The 18,834-nt window shown below is 73.6% G+C and carries 15 protein-coding genes and 1 other RNA gene; 13 read left to right on the top strand and 3 right to left on the bottom strand.

Annotated elements, in window-relative coordinates; translation table 11 throughout:
• Positions 1–10 precede the first annotated feature (10 nt).
• From ftsX to AB0469_RS17405, 5 genes are all read left to right on the top strand, one after another.
• Positions 11–997, top strand: coding sequence for a permease-like cell division protein FtsX (gene ftsX, locus AB0469_RS17425; protein WP_042810248.1), 987 nt, complete (start codon positions 11–13; stop codon positions 995–997).
• A 67-nt stretch (positions 998–1,064) separates the two neighbouring features.
• Complete coding sequence (locus tag AB0469_RS17420; protein WP_366452248.1) at positions 1,065–2,258, top strand: S41 family peptidase; 1,194 nt, start codon at positions 1,065–1,067, stop codon at positions 2,256–2,258.
• An 18-nt stretch (positions 2,259–2,276) separates the two neighbouring features.
• Positions 2,277–2,762 (top strand): SsrA-binding protein SmpB, encoded by a 486-nt coding sequence (smpB, locus tag AB0469_RS17415; RefSeq protein WP_366452247.1) that lies wholly within the window; start codon positions 2,277–2,279, stop codon positions 2,760–2,762.
• Between the two features lie 84 nt (positions 2,763–2,846).
• Positions 2,847–3,235: a transfer-messenger RNA gene (gene ssrA / locus AB0469_RS17410) on the top strand.
• 113 nt (positions 3,236–3,348) lie between these two features.
• A complete protein-coding gene (locus AB0469_RS17405) occupies positions 3,349–3,897 on the top strand; it encodes a GNAT family protein (RefSeq protein WP_366452246.1) in 549 nt (182 codons plus the stop codon).
• A 129-nt stretch (positions 3,898–4,026) separates the two neighbouring features.
• On the opposite strand, the gene AB0469_RS17400 is transcribed toward AB0469_RS17405, so the two are convergent.
• Both AB0469_RS17400 and AB0469_RS17395 read right to left on the bottom strand, forming a co-directional pair.
• Complete coding sequence (locus AB0469_RS17400) at positions 4,027–5,397, bottom strand: SH3 domain-containing protein (protein WP_366452244.1); 1,371 nt, start codon at positions 5,395–5,397, stop codon at positions 4,027–4,029.
• 121 nt (positions 5,398–5,518) lie between these two features.
• Positions 5,519–7,021: an MFS transporter gene (locus tag AB0469_RS17395; RefSeq protein WP_366452243.1), complete on the bottom strand. Its 1,503-nt coding sequence runs from the start codon at positions 7,019–7,021 to the stop codon at positions 5,519–5,521.
• A gap of 84 nt (positions 7,022–7,105) precedes the next feature.
• Between AB0469_RS17395 and AB0469_RS17390 the strand changes: the two genes are divergently transcribed.
• From AB0469_RS17390 to AB0469_RS17355, 8 genes are all read left to right on the top strand, one after another.
• Positions 7,106–8,074: a LysR family transcriptional regulator gene (locus AB0469_RS17390; RefSeq protein ID WP_366452242.1), complete on the top strand. Its 969-nt coding sequence runs from the start codon at positions 7,106–7,108 to the stop codon at positions 8,072–8,074.
• A 97-nt stretch (positions 8,075–8,171) separates the two neighbouring features.
• Positions 8,172–9,593, top strand: coding sequence for a nitrate/nitrite transporter (locus tag AB0469_RS17385; RefSeq protein WP_366452241.1), 1,422 nt, complete (start codon positions 8,172–8,174; stop codon positions 9,591–9,593).
• 158 nt (positions 9,594–9,751) lie between these two features.
• Positions 9,752–10,903, top strand: a complete 1,152-nt coding sequence (locus AB0469_RS17380; protein ID WP_366452240.1) for a uroporphyrinogen-III synthase — start codon at positions 9,752–9,754, stop codon at positions 10,901–10,903.
• Between the two features lie 9 nt (positions 10,904–10,912).
• Entirely contained in the window at positions 10,913–11,461 is a 549-nt protein-coding gene (locus tag AB0469_RS17375; RefSeq protein ID WP_366452239.1) for a GNAT family protein, read from the top strand.
• 79 nt (positions 11,462–11,540) lie between these two features.
• Positions 11,541–12,104: an ABATE domain-containing protein gene (locus AB0469_RS17370; RefSeq protein WP_366452238.1), complete on the top strand. Its 564-nt coding sequence runs from the start codon at positions 11,541–11,543 to the stop codon at positions 12,102–12,104.
• Positions 12,105–12,381: 277 nt separating this feature from the next.
• Positions 12,382–14,688 (top strand): UvrD-helicase domain-containing protein, encoded by a 2,307-nt coding sequence (locus tag AB0469_RS17365; RefSeq protein WP_366452237.1) that lies wholly within the window; start codon positions 12,382–12,384, stop codon positions 14,686–14,688.
• A 443-nt stretch (positions 14,689–15,131) separates the two neighbouring features.
• On the top strand, positions 15,132–16,568 hold the full coding sequence (locus tag AB0469_RS17360) for an NAD-dependent malic enzyme (RefSeq protein WP_042817021.1): 1,437 nt from the start codon (positions 15,132–15,134) through the stop codon (positions 16,566–16,568).
• Positions 16,569–16,876: 308 nt separating this feature from the next.
• Positions 16,877–17,158, top strand: coding sequence for an HU family DNA-binding protein (locus AB0469_RS17355; RefSeq protein ID WP_007264399.1), 282 nt, complete (start codon positions 16,877–16,879; stop codon positions 17,156–17,158).
• 203 nt (positions 17,159–17,361) lie between these two features.
• On the opposite strand, the gene murA is transcribed toward AB0469_RS17355, so the two are convergent.
• The gene (gene murA, locus AB0469_RS17350; RefSeq protein ID WP_366452236.1) at positions 17,362–18,699 is read right to left on the bottom strand and encodes a UDP-N-acetylglucosamine 1-carboxyvinyltransferase; all 1,338 of its coding nucleotides are present in this window, start codon (positions 18,697–18,699) and stop codon (positions 17,362–17,364) included.
• Positions 18,700–18,834: the final 135 nt, after the last annotated feature.

The following is an 18,834-nucleotide window of genomic DNA, read 5'->3' as shown; positions in this document are numbered from 1 at the left end:
CTGAGACGCCATGCGCGCCCAGTTCGTCATGTCGGAGATCGGCGTCGGCCTCCGCCGCAATCTCACCATGACCTTCGCGGTCATCATCTCCGTGGCCCTGTCGCTGGCCCTCTTCGGAGGCTCCCTGCTCATGCGGGACCAGGTCAGCGCCATGAAGGGGTACTGGTACGACAAGGTCAACGTCACCGTCTACCTCTGCACCAAGAACGACGCCATCGACGCCGCCGCGGGCAGCGCCCCGGCGGCCGCCGGGGCGCCGGGCACCCCCGCCGCACCCGCCGCCGGGAACGGCAAGCCCTGCTCCAAGGGCGCCGTCACGCCCGACCAGAAGCAGGGCATCGAGCGCGAGCTCAAGAAGATGGCCCTCGTCCAGACCGTCATGTACGAGTCCTCGGACGAGGCCTACAAGCACTACAAGGAGCGCTTCGGGCACACCGCCCTGGCCTCCGTCGTCACCCCCGACCAGATGCCCGACTCCTTCCGGGTCAAGCTGAAGAACCCGGAGAAGTACGAGGTCATCACCTCCGCCTTCGCCGGCCGCGACGGGGTCCAGTCGGTGGCCGACCAGTCGACCGAGCTCGACAACCTCTTCGCCCTGCTCGGCACCCTCAACTGGGCCGCCCTCGGCATCATGATGATCATGCTGATCGTGGCGCTGCTGCTGATCGTCAACACCGTGCGCGTCTCGGCGTTCAGCCGTCGGCGGGAGACCGGCATCATGCGCCTGGTCGGCGCCTCCGGCTTCTACATCCAGGTGCCGTTCATCATGGAGGCGGCCGTGGCCGGCCTCATCGGCGCCGGCTTCGCCTGCGCGATGCTGGGCGCGGGCCAGTACTTCGTGATCGACCACGGCATCGGGCTCCGCGACAAGCTCCAGCTGATCAACTTCATCGGCTGGGACGCGGTCCTCACCAAGCTCCCCCTGGTCCTGGTCATCGGCCTCCTGATGCCCTCCCTTGCGGCCTTCGTCGCACTGCGCAAGTACCTGAAGGTGTGACGAGCGCCCCCTGGTGCGTACGGTCAACCCCGCTTGTGGCGGCGGGGCTTGTCCTAGACTCGGCCGCATGCCGGGTCTGCCCGCTCTCTGTCTCCGGCCCCGTGACCTGCGTCGCGGGGCCTTCTTAACGCTGGTGTTCGCCGTCTCCGTGGGCGCCGCGGCAGCCACCGGGTGCTGGGGGTCCCCCGAGGCGGACGAGGGCCGTACCGCCTTCGCGAGCACCGCGGAGCCGGAGCGGGGCCTGCCGCCGGCCCCCGCGCCCGGCACCGCCGACCGGGAGGCCGTCGCCCGGGCCGCCGCCGAGGCCGTCGCCGAGGGGAAGTCCGGGAAGAAGGCCGCCCAGGAGGTGGTCAGCCGCAGCGGCGACCGCTGGGGCACCGTCTACGACCAGGGCGAGTACGCCGCCTTCGCCGAGGACCTCGACGGCCGCTGGACCGGCGTCGGGCTCTGGACCGGGCGCCGCGCCGACGGCCGCATCGAGGTCGACCGGGTCCAGCCCGGCAGCCCCGCCGCCCGGGCCGGCCTGCGCGCCGGCGACCGGCTGCTGAGCGTCGACGGCCACGAGGTCACCGGCCTGCCCGTCGCCGACGTGGTGGCCCGGCTCCGCGGGGAGGCCGGCACCCCGGTGGTCCTCGGCCTCGGCCGGGACGGCGCCGTCCTCACCGAGACCGTCCGCCGGGAGGAGCTGCGCGCCGACCCGGTGACCGTGCGCCGCCTCGCGGGCGGCATCACCGTGATCAAGGTGGCCTCCTTCACCCGGGGTTCGGGCGAGCGCGTCAAGGAGGCCGTCCGCGAGGCCCCGCCGGGCGGCGGGGTGATGCTGGACCTGCGGGGCAACCCGGGCGGGCTGGTCGCCGAGGCGGTCACCGCGGCCTCCGCCTTCCTGGACGGCGGGCTCGTGGCGACGTACGACGTACGCGGCTCCGAGCGCGCCCTGTACGCGGCCCCGGGCGGGGACACGGCCCGCCCCCTGGTGGCCCTCGTGGACGGCGGCACGATGAGCGCGGCCGAGCTGCTCACCGGCGCCCTCCAGGACCGCGGCCGCGCCGTGACGGTCGGCACCCGCACCTTCGGCAAGGGCTCCGTGCAGATGCCGACCCAGCTCCCGGGCGGCGCGGTGGCGGAGCTGACGGTCGGCACGTACCGCACTCCGGCGGGCCGCAGCCTCGACGGCGGGGGCATCACCCCGGACCTGGCCGCCGGTGACGGGGCCGAGGAGCGGGCACGGGCGGTATTGGGTGGCCTCGGGGTGGGGTCGTAGTGCGAAAATGACCGCACTATGGCTAAGGAAAAAGGGCGCAAGCTGATCGCCCAGAACAAGAAGGCGCGGCACGACTACGCGATCATCGACACCTACGAGTGCGGCATCGTGCTCACGGGCACCGAGGTCAAGTCCCTGCGCCAGGGCCGGGCCTCGCTGGTCGACGGCTTCGTGTCGGTCGAGAGCCGCGAGGTGTGGATGTACAACGTCCACGTCCCGGAGTACAGCCAGGGCACCTGGACCAACCACAGCGCCCGCCGCAAGCGCAAGCTCCTCATGCACCGCGAGGAGATCGACAAGCTGGAGCGCAAGGCGGAGGAGTCGGGCCACACGGTCGTGCCCCTGGCCCTGTACTTCAAGGACGGCCGCGCGAAGGTCGAGATCGCGCTGGCGAAGGGCAAGAAGGAGTACGACAAGCGCCAGACCCTGCGCGAGAAGCAGGACACGCGCGAGACCCAGCGGACGATCTCCGCGATCCGCCGCAAGCAGCGGGGCACGGTTTAATCTCCTGGCACGCGGTGGTCCACTTCGCGTACCATGGCGTCAGCACCACCCCCCAGGGGGCGGCGCAGCTTGAAAAAACAACATGGGGATGATCGGTTTCGACAGCGGATGTCGATGCAGGGGAAGCGAGCCGAGGAAGCGGCAATGATCTCGCTAACCACATGTCGCAAAAAATAATCGCCAACTCCAAGAGCGATAACTCCCGCTTCACCCTCGCTGCCTAATAACAGTGAGCTGAAGCCTCTGTGAGGAGCGTCAGCCCGGAAGTGGTCCCGGTCCGGATCCTGGCGTCAACAAGGGATCTAAACCTCTAGCCCCGGTCACGGGGGTTGGAGGGAAACCAAACAGTGACTGAGCCCGTCGGAGACTTGTCCGTGTGATCTCCGGGGCCGAGAAAAGCGCAGCGGACTGCGCTCGGAGAAGCCCTGCTTCTGCACCGTTGGACGCGGGTTCGATTCCCGCCATCTCCACTCATCCCATGTGGGCGAAGGCCCCGCAGCCGTTGGCTGCGGGGCCTTCGTCATGTGCGGAGCCCGTGTGGTGCGCTGTCCCTTGACCGGCCACCATGATCGATTAGGGTTGCGCGATGTTCGAAGGAAACCTGGTGAGACTGCGCGCGCTGCGCGCCGAAGACGCCGAGCACCACCTGCGGTGGCGCAACGACCCCGAAGTCGTGCGCCTGGCCTCGGCCGGTGATCCCTGTTTCGGGCCGGTCACCGCCGAGGCCGTGGGCCTCGCGTTCGAACGGATGCTGCGGCTCGTGCCGAGGGAGTCGGCCGTGTTCACGGTCGAGGACCTGGAGAGCGGGCGGGTCATCGGCATGGCCGACTACCGCGACCTCGACCCCTACCTCGGGGTGGCCACCCTGGGCGTCACCATCGGCGAGCGGGAGTTCTGGGGCCGCGGCCACGGCCGTGACGCGACGCGGGTGCTCGTGGACCACCTGTTCGGCGCGTACGGGCTGCACCGGCTGGAGCTGGACACCTGGAGCGGCAACGAGCGTGCCGTGCGGGCGTTCACGGGGCTCGGCTTCCGCGAGGAGGGGCGCCTGAGGGCGGCCGTGCTGGTGGCGGGGGAGCGCTACGACCGCGTGCTCTTCGGGATGCTGCGCGAGGAGTGGGCGAAGCCCGCGTGACGGGAGGAGCGGGCGAAGGCCCCGCGGCCGGTCGGCTGCGGGGCCTTCGCCATGCCCGGTCCGCCGCCGGCCCGCCGCTGGTGCGGGGCGGCGGGGTGCGGCGGCGGTGCGGGCGGTCGGGAGCGGTGGTCAGGAGCAGTACGGGACCTTGTTGAGGTTCAGCGCGTAGCGGGCGGCGATCCAGCCGCGGCCGTCGGCGAGCTTGTACCAGATCGCGTTGTCGTCGACCTGCTCGCCGTCGACCTTGCACTGGAGCGCGACGACCGTGTCGGCCGCGAGCCTGCCGGTCTTCCCGTAGCCCGTGCCGGGGCCGGAGCGGATGCCGAGGCCCTGGCCGGAGGTGACGACGCGGGCCTTCGGGCCGCCCTCGCCGTGGTGGTCGCCCTTGCCGTGGCCGTCCTTGCCGCCCTTGCCGTGGTGGTCGCCCTTGCCGCCCTTGCCGTGGTGCTCGTCCTTGCCGCCGTGGTGGCTGCCGCACTTGCAGTCGCCGGGCTTGCCCCGGTCGCCCTTCGGACCCTGCGGTCCGGCCGGGCCGCGGTCGCCCCGGTCGCCCTTCGGGCCCCGGGGGCCTCCGGCCGGGCCGGTGTCGCCCTTCGGGCCCTGGTCGCCCTTCGGGCCCTGGTCGCCCTTCGGGCCGTGGGGTCCTTCGGGGCCCTGCGGGCCGGACGGGCCCCGGTCGCCCTCCGGGCCCCTCGGGCCGGTGTCGCCGGTGTGGCCCTTGGGGCCGCGGTCGCCGGTGTCGCCCCGGTCGCCCTTGGCGCCGCGCTCGCCGGTGGCCCCCTTGTCCCCCTTGTCCCCCTTGGGGCCTCGCGGCCCGCCCGCCGGGCCCGTGTCGCCCTTCGGGCCGCGTTCTCCGGTGTCACCGCGGTCGCCCTTGGGGCCGCGCTCGCCGGTGTCGCCCTTGTCTCCCTTGTCGCCCTTCGGGCCCGGGCGGCCGGGCCTGCCGTGGTGGCCCGGCTTGCCGTCGTGGCCGTCGTGGCCGTCGTGTCCGGGCGGGCCGTCGTCGCCCTTCGGGCCGCGCACCGGGGTGGCCACGGCGAAGAGGGCCGGTGCGCCTTCACCGTCCGACCACTCGCCGCCGTCCAGCGTCGTGCCCTCGGGGGCGGCGGCGTCCACGGCGAGGGAAACCGCCAGCCGGGTCTGCGTGTTCGCCGGGAAGGCGAAGCCCGCGCGGGTCCCGGCGGAGCAGGTCAGCCGGCGCGCGTCGGACGACCGGGTGCAGGAGCCGGCCGCCCGCTGTCCGTCCCAGTAGAACCGGGCCTCGGGGAACGTGGTCCGCTCCGGGGCGGTGATCCGGAACGTGCCGCTGTGCGCCGGGTCCGCCCCGTTCAGGGCCGCGATGACGACGCGGCCCGTCTTCCCGGGGGCGATGGAGGGGACGTACGGCTGGGAGAAGCGGACGTGCGGGGAGTCCGCCAGGGCGGGCCCGGCCGGCATCAGGCAGGACGCGGTGACGGCCGCGACGATCAGGGCCGAGGAGACGGAACGCGAAGCAGACAAGGGGGGTTCCTCCGCGAAGGGAAGGGTGCTGGGGGAAGGCCTCCCCAGTTATGGCCGATCGCGACAGGGAAGGGTGCGACCCACGCGAGGGGCGTCACCCGGCAGCCGGATGAAATCCCGATCAACGGCCCGGTCGTGGAGCCGCCGTTCCGATGAGCAGTGCGGCCAGTGCCGCGGCGGCCGGCAGCAGGTACGCGGTCCCCGTGCCGAGGTGGTCGACGGCCAGGCCCGCCGTGGCGGAGCCGGCCGCGATGCCGGCGAGGATCGCGGTGACGGCCAGCGTCATGCCCTCGTTGAGGCGGCCCTCGGGCGTGCGGGACTGGACCAGGCCCATCGCGGTGACCATCACCGGCGCGGTGGACATCCCGGCCAGCAGCAGGGCCAGGGCCAGCGCGACGAGGGAGCCGGTGGCGGCCGCCGCCCAGGGCAGGGCCATCGCGCCGGCCAGCGCGACCAGGCAGGTCCGCAGGCTCCTCGGGCGCCGCGCCCCGTACAGCAGTCCGGCCGCGCAGGAGCCCGCCGCCTGGAGCGCGAGCACCGGGCCGGACGTGCCGCCGCGGCCCAGGGCGGAGAGGTGGGCGATCGAGGAGACCTCCATCGAGCCGAAGACCAGGCCGGTGGCGACGAAGAGGCCGAGGAGGGGGAGCAGGGCGCGCAGCGGGGACCGGCCTCCCGCGGCCCGGGGCGCCCCGCCGGCCGGGGGCTCGGTGGCGCGGTGCGCGGTGAACACCAGCATGCCGGTGAGCAGCAGCGCCGCCCCGGTGAGGGTGCCCGCCTCCGGGAAGGCGGCGGTGCACAGGAAGGCGGCGAGGACCGGGCCGAGCATGAAGCACAGCTCGTCGGCGGCCTGTTCGAAGGACATCGCGGTGTGGTGGGCGGAGCGGGGCAGCAGGTGCGTCCAGCGGGCCCGGGACATGCCGCCGATGTTGGGGGTGGTGGCGGTGGCCGCGTAGGAGGCGAAGAGGGTCCAGGCGGGGGCCTGCGTACGGACGCACAGGACGAGGGAGAGGGAGCCGAGGACCGCGACCACCGTGGCGGGTACGGCGATCCGGGCCTGCCCGTACCGGTCGACGAGACGGGCGGTCCACGGCCCGACGACGGCGGTGGCGGCCATGCCGGTCGCGGTGACGGCGCCGGCGAGGGCGTACGAGCCGCGCTGCCCGGAGATCATCATCACCGCGCTGATCCCGAACATGCCCATGGGGAGCCGGGCGAGCAGGTTCCCGGCGGTGAACCCGCGCGCCCCGGGGACGGCGAAGAGCCGGGCGTAGGGGCCGAGGAAGCCGGTCCGGGCACGGGTGCCGACGGGGTCCCGGGCCGCGTCCGTCCGGCCGGCCGGGCCCTCGTGGGCGGACGCCCCCGGGGCGGGGGCTCCGGCGGGCGCCTGGGCGGGTCCCGCTGCCGGGGCCGGGGCCGGGGCGTGGGTGTGGGCGTGGGCCGGGGCGGGTCCCGCTGCCGGGGCGGTGGGTGGCGGCGGGGGCGTGGTGCCGGTCCGGGTGCGGGTTCCGGGCGGGGTGCCGGTCCGGGTGCGGGTTCCGGGCGGGGCGGAGGTCGGGGGCGGGGCCGGGGCGGCCAGGACGAGGGTGGTGCCCGTGACGGCCATGAGCGGGGTTTCCTGCGGCATGCCACGAGCCTGCGGCCCGGCCCCGGCGGCGGTCCAACACCTGTTCCGGGGCCATTCACGCCGACTCGTTGTTAATCTCTCCGGGTGACCTCCCCCGACGTGGACCCCCGGCTGCTGCGCGGCTTCCTCGCCGTCGCCGAGGAACTGCACTTCACCCGCGCCGCCGCCCGCCTCTACGTGGCCCAGCAGGCCCTCAGCCGCGACGTCCGCCGGCTCGAACAGGTCCTGGGAACCACCCTGTTCACCCGCACCACCCGTGCCGTCGAGCTCACCGCCGACGGGGTGCGCCTGCTGCCCCACGCCCGCGAGGTGCTCCGCGCCCACGGGGAACTGGCCGCGGCCTTCGCCGGACCGCCCCCCGCCCTCCTCGTCGACCTCAACACCGACGGCCCCACCACCGCCCGCCTCGTCCTGGAGCGCGCCCGTGGACTCGCCCCCGGCCACGAGCTGATGGCCCGCTTCGAGAGCGGCCTCACCCACGCCGCCGCCGAGATCGCCGCGGGCCGCCTCGACGTCTCCTTCGGCTACGTCGCCGGCCTGGACCCCGCCCTGCGGGCCCGGCTCGCGCACCTGCCCGTGCGCCACGAACCCCTCGCCGTCCTCCTGCCCGAGGAACACCCGCTGGCCGCGCTGGAATCCGTACCGCTCGCCGCGCTCGCCGGGGAGACCGTCTACGCCGGCGCCGGCAACCCGCGCACCCTGGAGTGGACCCGGCTGGCCCGCGAGCTCTTCGCCGGGCGGGGCATCGCGCCGGCGCCGCCCGCGCCGGTGGCGATGGGCAAGGAGGAGTTCATGCGGGTGATGGCCAAGACCCGCAACCCGGTCCTGGTCACCGTCGGCTTCCTCGACGTGCCCGGCTGCGTCAAAAGGCCCCTCGTGGACCCCGTACCGTTCTCCCCGCTGTCCATGGTGTGGCGCGAGGGGCTGCGCCACCCCGGTCTGGACGCCCTCGCCCGCGCCGCCGCCGAGCTCCAGGACGCCCACCGCTGGCTGGAACTCCCCCCGGACGCCTGGCTCCCGTCAGGGCTCACATCCGGCGCCCGCGGCGGGTGAGAGCAAGGTTTCCCCCCGGTCATCCGGCGGGGACCGGGGCCGAAACGCGCCGTTCCTAGCGTCGTCACCACGGACGCGACAGCTGTGGAGGCGTGTGATGACCGCTACGACGACGACCGCACCGCACGAAGGGGGCGGCAGCCGGGAGGACGGCCCGCGCGGCCGCCGGGGAGGCCGCTGGATCGAACACTGGGACCCCGAGGACGAGGCCTTCTGGCGGGAGACCGGCGAGCGCACCGCCCGCCGCAACCTCCTCTACTCCGTCTTCTCCGAGCACATCGGCTTCTCCATCTGGTCGCTGTGGTCCGTGATGGTGCTCTTCATGGGCCCCGCCTACGGGATCGACCCCGCCGGGAAGTTCTTCCTCATCGCCACCGCCACCGCCGTCGGCGCCCTGGTCCGCGTCCCCTACACCTTCGCCGTCGCCCGCTTCGGCGGCCGCAACTGGACCGTCGTCAGCGCCCTGCTGCTGCTCGTGCCGACCACGGCCGCACTGGTCGTCATGGAACCCGGTACCCCGTACGGGACCTTCCTCGCCGTCGCCGCGCTGACCGGGGTGGGCGGCGGCAACTTCGCCTCCTCCATGACCAACATCAACGCCTTCTTCCCCCTCCGGAAGAAGGGCTGGGCCCTCGGCCTCAACGCCGGCGGCGGCAACATCGGCGTCCCCGTCGTCCAGCTCGCCGCGCTGCTCGTCATCGCCGCCGCCGGCGCCGGACACCCCCGGCTGCTGCTCGCCGCGTACCTCCCGCTGATCGTGGCCGCCGCCGCGCTGGCCCTCACCCGCATGGACAACCTGGCCCCCGTCCGGGGCGACGCGGGCGCGGTCCGGGAAGCCGTCCGCGAGCCGCACACCTGGATCATGGCCCTGCTGTACGTCGGCTGCTTCGGCTCCTTCATCGGCTACAGCTTCGCCTTCGGGCTCGTCCTCCAGACCCAGTTCGGGCGCACCCCGCTCCAGGCCGCGTCCCTCACCTTCATCGGCCCGCTGCTCGGCTCGCTCGTCCGGCCCGTCGGCGGAGCGCTCGCCGACCGGTTCGGCGGAGCGAGGATCACCCTGTGCGCGTTCGTGGCGATGGCCGCGGCGACCGGGCTGGTCGTCCTGGCCTCCGTACGGGAGTCCCTGCCGGTGTTCCTCGTCGGCTTCACCGCCCTGTTCGCGCTCAGCGGGCTGGGCAACGGCTCCACGTACAAGATGATCCCCGGCATCTTCCAGGCCCAGGCGCTCGCCCGCGGGCTCGGCGGCGAGGAGGCCGCCGCGCACGGGCGGCGGCTGTCCGGAGCCGCCATGGGCCTGATCGGCGCCGTCGGCGCGCTCGGCGGACTCGGCATCAACCTGGCCTTCCGCGAGGCCTTCTCGGCCTCGGGGGAGGGCACCGCGGCCTTCGTCGCCTTCCTCGGCTTCTACGCCGTGTGCTGCGCCGTCACCTGGGCGGTATACCTTCGCCGGGCCGCCGCCCCGGCCGCCGGCCCCGAGGCGTCCGGCAGCGGGGCGAAGGCCCGGCTCACCTCCGTGTGAGGGGGGCCGGGAGCGCCAAAGGCGGTTAACGGCACGGAAATACGGCGGAACCGAGCCCGACACGACCGGTTGGCAGGCTCGGTCACCACCATGTCGAGGCCGGCCGGCGCCGGCGTCGGCTTCAGGGACGGACGTACTGGGCAAGGCAGGTCACCACGATGGACGATGCTACGCACGGCCCCCTCGCGGGCTTCACCGTCGGAGTCACCGCCGCGCGCCGCGCGGACGAGCTGATCGCCCTGCTGCGCCGGCGCGGCGCCGCGGTCGTCCACGCGCCCGCGCTGCGGATCGTGCCGCTCGCCGATGACGGCGAGCTGCTGGCCGCCACCCGGGAGCTCGTCGAGAACCCGCCCGACGCCGTCGTCGCCACCACCGCCATCGGCTTCCGCGGCTGGATCGAGGCCGCCGACGGATGGGGGATCGGCGAGCGGCTCCTGGAGCGGCTGCGCGCCACCGAACTCCTCGCCCGCGGGCCGAAGGTCAAGGGCGCCGTACGGGCCGCCGGGCTGGTCGAGGCCTGGTCACCGCGGTCCGAGTCCCTGGCCGAGGTGCTGGACCGGCTGCTGGCCGGCTCCGTCGCCGGGCGGCGCATCGCGCTCCAGCTGCACGGCGAGCCGCTGCCCGGGTTCGTGGAGGCGCTGCGGGACGGCGGGGCCGAGGTGGTGCCCGTGCCGGTGTACCGGTGGATGCCGCCGGAGGACCTCGCGCCGCTGGACCGGCTGCTGGACGCGGTGGCCGTCGGGTCGGTGGACGCCGTCACCTTCACCTCCGCGCCCGCCGCCGCCTCCCTGCTCTCCCGCGCCGGTGAACGAGGGCTCCGCGAGGCGGTGCTGGAGGCGCTGCGGGGGCCGGTGCTCGCGGCCTGCGTGGGGCCGGTGACCGCGCTGCCGCTGCAGGGCGAGGCGGTGGCCACCGTCCAGCCGGAGCGCTTCCGCCTCGGTCCGCTGGTGCAGCTGCTCTGCCAGGAACTCCCGGGACGGGCGCGGGTCCTGCCCGTCGCCGGGCACCGCCTGGAGATCCGGGGGCACGCGGCGGTCGTCGACGACCGGCTGCGCCCCGTGCCGCCGGCCGGTATGGCGCTGCTGGCGGCGCTGGCCCGGCGGCCCGGCTGGGTGGTGTCCCGGGCGGACCTGCTGGGCGCGCTGCCGGGGTCCGGGCGCGACGAGCACGCCGTCGAGACGGCGATGGCCCGGCTCCGGGCCGCCCTCGGGGTGCCGAACCTGATCCAGACGGTGGTCAAGCGCGGCTACCGGCTCTCGCTGGATCCCGGTGACGGCGGGGGCTGGAGCGGGGCGGGGACCGTCCGCTAGCGTGCCCGCATGATCATCAACGGGGTGGAGATGAGGGGCCTGGCCGTCGAGGACGCCGCCGGCCTGGCGGACGCACTGGCGCGCAACCGGGAGTACATGGCCCCCTACGAGCCCCGGCGGCCCGAGGCCTTCTACACCGAGGCGGGACAGCGGGCGCGCATCGAGGGCATGCTCGACGAGCGGGACGGGGGGCGCCTGGTCCCGTACGTGTTCACGGAGACGGCGACCGGCGCGGTCGTCGGGGCGATGAACCTCGGCAGCATCGCCCGGGGGCCGCTGTGCAGCGGCGGCGTCGGCTACTGGGTCGACCGGCCCTGGCACGGCAAGGGCCTGGCCACCGCCGGCCTGGAGGAGGTCGTCCGCACGGCCCGCGACGAGCTCGGGCTGCACCGGATCGAGGCGGGGACCCTCGTCGACAACACCGCCTCCATGCGGGTCCTGGCCAAGGCCGGCTTCGTCGAGTTCGGACTCGCCCCCCGCTACCTCCACATCAACGGCGCCTGGCGCGACCACCGGCTCTTCCAGCGCCTCCTGCACGACGACCCGCCGCCCGCATAGCCCGCCCGGGGGCTTCCGCTTCCTGGTCGGCGACGGCACTCTGGGAGGGCGTCCCACGGCGACCGAGGCGGTGACGGGCATGTGGTTCGATTCCGGGCGGGTCTGTCTGGACCTGCTGGCGACCCGCACCCCCCGGGGTGCCGAGGCCCTTCGCGACGGCGACGAGCTGCGCCTGTGGCTGGTCGGCGCGGGGCTGGTGCCCGACCGCACCCCGCTCGGCCGGCTCGGGCCCGACTGGGTCGAGGCCTTCCGCCTGCTGCGCCGCGACGTCGACCGCCTCGTCCGCGCCGAACTGGCCGGCGCGGGCCGGGAGGAGGACGCCCTGGCCCGCGTCAACGCCGCAGCCGCGGGGCCCCCGCCGGGGGTGTGCGCGGTACGGGACCGGGAGGGGCACCTGGTGCGGGAGCTGTGCGGCGGCGTCGAATGCGCGGGCCTGCTGGCCACGGTGGCCCGGGACGCCGTGGAGCTCCTCACCGACCCCGGCGACCTGGCCCTGCTCCGCTCCTGCGGCGGCGACGGCTGCGCCCGCCTCTACCTGGACACCTCCCGCGGCCACCGCCGCCGCTGGTGCAGCAGCGAGGTCTGCGGCAACCGCGAACGCGTGGCCCGCCACCGACGCCGGATCCGGGGCGCGGTGGCGTAGGGGGCTTGTACGTCGGCACGCGGGGCGGGACTTCATCCCCCGCGCGCGGGCCGCCGGGGGCCCGCCGCACCGTGCAGTCCCCGCCCCGCCCGGAGCCCCGCCCGGCGGGTGGGCAGCCGCCGACCCGCCCCGGCGCCTCGCGGGGGTGAGGGCCCCGACCCGCCGTGCCTCGTACGAAATGACGATCGCGTGGCCCGCCGCGCGGACCGGGCGTGCGGAGTGGGGGCTGGTTCGCGTACGGTTGACGGTCGCCCACGCACGTCAGAAGGGGGCCTTGGTGGCCGCGCAGAATGCCGCTGTCGACAGCACGGCGGATTCCGTCCGCGATCGGGAGATCGCGGTCGAGCAGACGCATCTCGATCAGGTGTACCGACGCCTTGAGGAGAAGATCCACGAGGCCGAGTTCCTCATGAACGACGCCGCCAAGCGCGGCCAGGTCGGTACGCCCGGCGCGCTCGCGGAGCGGGACGCGCAGGTCTTCCGCGCCGGGATCCACCTCAACCGGCTGAACAACGAGTTCGAGGACTTCCTCTTCGGGCGGATCGACCTCGTGCTCGGGAAGGACGGGGAGCGGGGGCCCGACGGCGCCTACACCTCCGTCCAGCCCGCCGAGGACGCCATCCGGCCCGACCTCACCGCCGACATCGCCGAGACCCTGCACATCGGGCGGATCGGCGTGCTCGACAGCGACTACGCGCCGCTCGTCATCGACTGGCGCGCCCCCGCGGCCGCGCCGTTCTACCGCTCGACGCCCAAGGACCCCGGCCGGGTGATCCGCCGCCGGGTGATCCGGTCCAAGGGCCGCAAGGTGCTCGGCGTCGAGGACGACCTGATGCGTCCCGAGGTCACCGCCACCCTCGGCGGCCGGGAGCTGCCGGCGATCGGCGACGGTGCGCTGATGGCCGCCCTCGGGCGGGCCCGCACGCACACCATGCGGGACATCGTCTCCTCCATCCAGGCCGAGCAGGACCTGGTGATCCGCGCCCCCGCCGCCTCGGTCGCGGAGGTCGCGGGCGGGCCGGGCACCGGCAAGACCGCCGTGGCCCTGCACCGCGCCGCCTACCTCCTCTACCAGGACCGCCGCCGCTACTCCGGCGGCATCCTGATCGTCTCGCCGACCCCGCTGCTCGTCGCCTACACCGAGGGCGTGCTGCCCTCGCTCGGCGAGGAGGGCCAGGTCGCGATCCGGGCGCTCGGCTCCCTCGTCGACGGCGCCGAGGCGACCACGTACGACGAACCCGCCGTGGCCCGGGTCAAGGGTTCCTCGCGCATGCTCAAGGTGCTCCGCAAGGCGGTGCGCGGCGCGCTGGAGCTGGGCGACGCCCCGGAGCGGCTGCGCGTGGTGGCCTTCGGCCGCCGCGTCGAGCTGGAGGCCCCGGAGCTGAACCGGATCCGGCAGAACGTGCTGGGCGGCACCGCCCCCGTGAACCTGCTGCGCCCGCGCGCCCGCAAGCTGCTGCTGGACGCCCTGTACGCGAAGACCGGCGCGTCCGGCCGGCACAGCGACCCGGAGCTGGCCGCCGAGCTGCGCAGCGCCTTCGACGAGGACATCTCCACCGAGGACGACTTCCTCGGCTTCCTGAACGCCTGGTGGCCGGAGCTCACCCCGCGCCGGGTGCTGGCCGCCATGGCCGACGAGCGGCGCCTGGGCCGCTGGTCGCGCCGGGACCTGAACCCGCGCGAGACCCGCCAGCTGGCGCGTTCGCTGCGCCGGGTCGGCGCGGACGGCTCCGGGCCCCTCTCGGTGCACGACGTGGCGCTGCTCGACGAGCTCCAGCAGCTCCTCGGCGCGCCCGCGCGGCCGAGGCGCAAGCGGGAGATGGACCCGTTGGACCAGCTCAGCGGGCTGGAGGAGCTGATGCCGACCCGTGAGGAGACCACCTGGGAGCGGGCCGAGCGGATCGCGGCGGAGCGGACCGAGTACGCGCACGTGATCGTGGACGAGGCCCAGGACCTGACGCCGATGCAGTGGCGGATGGTGGGCCGGCGGGGCCGTACGGGCACCTGGACGGTGGTCGGGGACCCGGCGCAGTCCTCCTGGACGGATCCGGACGAGGCGGCCGCCGCCCGTGACGAGGCGCTGGGCAGCCGGCCGCGCCGGAGGTTCACGCTGACGGTGAACTACCGCAACCCGGCCGAGGTCGCCGAGGTGGCCTCGCGGGTGCTGGAGCTGGCGATGCCGGGGATGGAGCCGCCGACGGCGGTGCGCTCGACGGGCCTGGAGCCCCGCTTCACGACCGCCGGAGAGGACCTCGGGGCGGCGGTGCGGGAGGAGACCCGGCGGCTGCTGGGCCAGGTGGACGGCACGGTCGGCGTGGTCGTGGCCATGGACCGGCGCGCCGAGGCGGCGGGCTGGCTCGCCGACCTGGGCGAGCGGGCGGTGGCGCTGGGCAGCCTGGAGGCGAAGGGCCTGGAGTACGACGCGACGGTGGTGGTCTCCCCGGCGGAGATCGCGGCGGAGTCCCCGGCGGGCCTGCGCGTGCTGTACGTGGCGCTGACGCGCGCCACGCAGCAGCTGACGGTGGTCTCGGCGGAGGGCGACTCCCCGGACGGGAACGGGGTGCCGGAGCTGCTGCGCCCCTGATCCGGGCCTGCGGCCGAACGGCCCGCGGCCGGGAGCGTGACGGCGGCCTCCAACTCGCGGGAGGGGGGACCGCTTCCGGCGATCCTTTGTTAGCCTGGGTACGACACCGGCTCGATCCAAGCCCCCGGGCCCAACCTTCGTCGCTTAGAGCGACCACTTGCCGCGAGGCGAGCATGGCGGGTCGGTGTCTTAGTCGGAACACCAGGTCCGCGCCCTCCGTTCAAGGAGGGCGCGGACCTGTTTTGTGTGTACCCACCATTCCAACACCCGGAGTTCTCTCGTATGGTGGAAGTGTTCTTCCGAAATTTGTAGCTGGTTACCTTGTACCGGCTGGTAGGTGGGACGATCGGACAACAGGTCCTGCCGAACCTGCCATCGAACGGGTGGCGCCGCGCGGGACCCTGTGCTTACAGAAGAACCAGGGACAGAAGAGGAACACGGCCATGGCAACGGCGCCCAGCGTCTCGTATTCGATGACGGTCCGCCTGGAAGTGCCCGCGAGCGGAACCGCGGTCTCCCAGCTCACCACCGCCGTGGAGTCTTCCGGAGGCTCGGTCACCGGCCTCGACGTGACCGCCTCCGGCCACGAGAAGCTCCGTATCGACGTCACCATCGCCGCGACCTCCACCGCCCACGCCGACGAGATCGTCGAGAAGCTGCGCGGCATCGAGGGCGTCAGCCTCGGGAAGGTCTCCGACCGCACCTTCCTGATGCACCTCGGCGGCAAGATCGAGATGTCGTCCAAGCACCCCATCCGCAACCGTGACGACCTGTCGATGATCTACACCCCGGGCGTCGCCCGCGTGTGCACGGCCATCGCCGAGAACCCCGAGGACGCGCGCCGCCTGACCATCAAGCGCAACTCCGTCGCAGTCGTGACCGACGGCTCCGCCGTCCTGGGCCTGGGCAACATCGGCCCGATGGCCGCGCTGCCCGTCATGGAGGGCAAGGCGGCCCTCTTCAAGCGCTTCGCCGGCATCGACGCCTGGCCGATCTGCCTGGACACCCAGGACTCCGATGAGATCGTGGCCATCGTCAAGGCGATCGCCCCCGGCTTCGCCGGCATCAACCTGGAGGACATCTCCGCGCCCCGCTGCTTCGAGATCGAGGCCCGGCTGCGCGAGGCCCTCGACATCCCCGTCTTCCACGACGACCAGCACGGCACCGCCATCGTCGTCCTCGCCGCCCTCACCAACGCACTGCGCGTCGTGGGCAAGGCAGTTGAGGACGTCAAGGTCGTCATGTCGGGCGCCGGTGCCGCCGGTACGGCCATCCTCAAGCTGCTCCTCGCCGCCGGCGTGAAGAACGCCGTCAGCGCCGACATCCACGGCGTCGTGCACGCCGGCCGCCCCGACCTGGTCGACGCCGCGCCGGACTCCCCGCTGCGCTGGATCGCCGACAACACCAACCCCGAGGGCTACACCGGCACCCTCAAGGAGGCCGTGGTCGGCGCCGACGTCTTCATCGGCGTCTCCGCCCCCAACGTGCTCTCCGGCGAGGACGTCGCCGCCATGGCCGAGGGCGCCATCGTGTTCGCGCTCGCGAACCCGGACCCGGAGGTGGACCCGGCCGTCGCGCGCCAGACCGCCGCCGTCGTGGCCACCGGCCGCTCGGACTTCCCGAACCAGATCAACAACGTGCTGGTCTTCCCCGGTGTCTTCCGCGGCCTCCTGGACGCCCAGTCCCGGACCGTGAACACCGACATGATGCTGGCCGCCGCCACCGCCCTCGCCGACGTCGTCGGCCGGGACGAGCTGAACGCGAACTACATCATCCCGTCCGTCTTCAACGACAAGGTCGCGGGCGCCGTCGCCGGCGCCGTCCGCAAGGCGGCCCAGGCCGGTGCCGAGAAGGCCGCTGTGACGGGCCCCACGGCCTGATCCCGGCGCGTCGCGGGATGCGGGCCCGGCGGGGCGCCTCTAGGGTTGCGGGGATGTCCGCGCTGTGCGCGGTCCGCATCGGCATCGGAGCCTTGGGTGCGACGGAGCGTCACTGCGGCGTGACTGTGGCGCTTTTCGTGTGACCCTGGCGGGTGCCGGATTGGCTTTCCCGCCGCTGGTGGGGGCAGGATGCGTAACCGGGCGAGAGGGTCTGACGTTCAGACCCGGGTCCGGGGACTGTCCTAGGGCCCTGGCAGCATCGGCTTCGATCTCACGCCTCTAAGGCAAGTTGAACACGGGAGTACAACATGAACCGCAGTGAGCTGGTGGCCGCTCTGTCCGAGCGCGCCGAGGTGACCCGCAAGGACGCCGACGCCGTTCTGGCCGCGCTCGCCGAGACCGTCGGCGAGATCGTCGCCAAGGGCGACGAGAAGGTCACCATCCCCGGCTTCCTGACCTTCGAGCGCACCCACCGTGCCGCTCGCACCGCGCGCAACCCGCAGACCGGCGACCCCATCCAGATCCCGGCCGGCTACAGCGTGAAGGTCTCCGCGGGCTCCAAGCTCAAGGAAGCCGCCAAGGGCAAGTAGTACCGCCCTTGTGCCGAGGGCCGCACAGGCCCTCGGGACGGCAGTGGTACGTAGAACGGCCGAGGGCGGCCACCCCAGCGGGGTGGCCGCCCTCAGGCCTTTCCCGGCCCTTCCGAGGCCTCCCAGGGGCCTTGTGGGCCCCGGGAGGGGAAGATCCGGACGGATGTGCCCCGGTGATCGTTCCCGATCACCGGGACGGGGTGTCAGACCAGGTCGCCGTTGGGCAGCTCGACCTTGGCGCCCAGCTCGACGAGCTTCTCCATGAAGTTCTCGTAGCCGCGGTTGATCAGGTCGATGCCGTGGACGCGCGAGGTGCCCTCGGCCGCCAGCGCCGCGATCAGGTACGAGAACCCGCCGCGCAGGTCGGGGATGACCAGGTCGGCGCCCTGCAGCTTGGTGGGGCCGGAGACGACCGCCGAGTGCAGGAAGTTGCGCTGGCCGAAGCGGCAGGCGCTGCCGCCCAGGCACTCGCGGTACAGCTGGATGTGCGCGCCCATCTGGTTGAGCGCCGAGGTGAAGCCGAGGCGGGACTCGTAGACCGTCTCGTGGACGATCGACAGGCCGGAGGCCTGCGTCAGGGCCACGACCAGCGGCTGCTGCCAGTCGGTCTGGAAGCCGGGGTGGACGTCGGTCTCCAGCGCGATGGCGTTGAGCGGGCCGCCCGGGTGCCAGAAGCGGATGCCCTCGTCGTCGATCTCGAAGGCGCCGCCGACCTTTCGGAAGGTGTTCAGGAACGTCATCATCGAGCGCTGCTGCGCGCCGCGGACGTAGATGTTGCCGCCGGTCGCCAGGGCCGCGGACGCCCAGGACGCCGCCTCCAGGCGGTCCGGGAGCGCCTTGTGGTTGTAGCCGCTCAGGCGGTCGACACCGGTGATCCGGATGGTCCGGTCGGTGTCCATGGAGATGATCGCGCCCATCTTCTGCAGCACGCAGATGAGGTCCTCGATCTCGGGCTCCACGGCGGCGTTGCTGAGCTCGGTCACGCCCTCGGCCAGCACGGCCGTCAGCAGGACCTGCTCGGTCGAGCCGACCGACGGGTAGGGCAGGCGGATCTTGCATCCGCGAAGGCGCTGCGGGGCCTCCAGGTACTGGCCGCCCTCGCGCTTCTCGATGGTCGCGCCGAACTGGCGGAGCACGTCGAAGTGGAAGTCGATCGGCCGGCCGCCGATGTCGCAGCCGCCCAGGCCCGGGATGAAGGCGTGGCCGAGGCGGTGCAGCAGCGGGCCGCAGAAGAGGATCGGGATGCGGGAGGAGCCCGCGTGCGCGTCGATGTCGGCGACGTTCGCGCTCTCGACGTGGGTGGGGTCGAGGACCAGCTCGCCCGGCTCCTCGCCGGGGCGCACGGTCACGCCGTGCAGCTGGAGCAGACCGCGCACGACCCGCACGTCACGGATGTCGGGAACATTGCGCAGCCGGCTCGGCTCACTGCCGAGCAGGGCGGCCACCATGGCCTTCGGCACGAGGTTCTTCGCACCGCGGACACGGATCTCGCCCTCGAGCGGGGTTCCGCCGTGGACAAGCAGGACATCGTTGCCGGTCATGGATCTCGCGTTCCGGAGTGGATGGGCAGGGGACCAGACGTAAGGGTAAGGGCCACCACCCCCTTGTTTGTATGGGTGACGGGGCCGTAGGACTGTCATGAATTCGGTACACCACGTACGGTGTCCGCCAGGTAG

It is taken from the genome of Streptomyces sp. NPDC093801 (assembly GCF_040701585.1).
Classification (GTDB): domain Bacteria; phylum Actinomycetota; class Actinomycetes; order Streptomycetales; family Streptomycetaceae; genus Streptomyces.
The sequence above is the reverse complement of the archived record's forward strand: the minus strand, read 5'-3'. Positions and strand labels throughout refer to the sequence as shown.